This window comes from Brachyspira pilosicoli (assembly GCF_019402445.1).
Taxonomy (GTDB): Bacteria; Spirochaetota; Brachyspiria; order Brachyspirales; family Brachyspiraceae; genus Brachyspira; species Brachyspira pilosicoli_B.
On the sequence record NZ_SRZM01000321.1, the window covers coordinates 1 to 658 of the forward strand.

Genomic DNA, 658 nt, shown 5'->3' on the forward strand with positions numbered 1-658 from the left:
AAAAAAAATGACTTCGCAATTATTAACTCAATTACTTCAAGCATTGGGACTCTTGTCTATATTATTATTAATAGGCACTTTTTTAAGGGCCAAGGTAAAACTTTTTCAAGAATTATATTTGCCTGCTTCTGTGATAGGCGGATTTATAGGACTTATAATATCACCAGAGATTTTAGGAAGATTTTCTAGTTATTCAATATCTGTTGAATATATTAAGTTTTATTCACTTTTACCAGGTATTTTATCTGTGCCGATATTTGCAGCCATTCCTTTGGGTATGTTTTTAAATGAAAACAAAACTATAAAATCGCTTTATCCTGCTAAAGTTTTAATGCTATTTGCTATATTTCAATGTGCAAGTATGGCTCAATCTGCTATAGGCTATGCTACAAATATACTATTTACAAAAATATCTCCAAATATGCCAATGTATAGAACATTTGGTTATGAACTTTCTGCAGGGTTTGCAGGAGGTCATGGACTTGCAGCTTCCACTGGCAAATTGCTTGAAGGATTTGGGCTTCCTATAATAATACAAGAAACTGCTCAGGGTGTTGCTTTAACTACTGCTACTATTGGGCTTATTGGCGGCATACTTTTTGGTATAGTTTTTATTAATATTGCTATAAGGAAAAATAAAACTAATATAGTAAAAAAA

The 658-nt window shown here is 31.6% G+C and carries 1 protein-coding gene; it reads left to right on the forward strand.

Annotated features, from left to right (window positions below; translation table 11 throughout):
* Positions 1-7: 7 nt before the first annotated feature.
* The coding region (locus E6A48_RS10040; RefSeq protein WP_308461606.1) for a sodium/glutamate symporter at positions 8-658 on the forward strand (651 nt) is incomplete at its 3' end.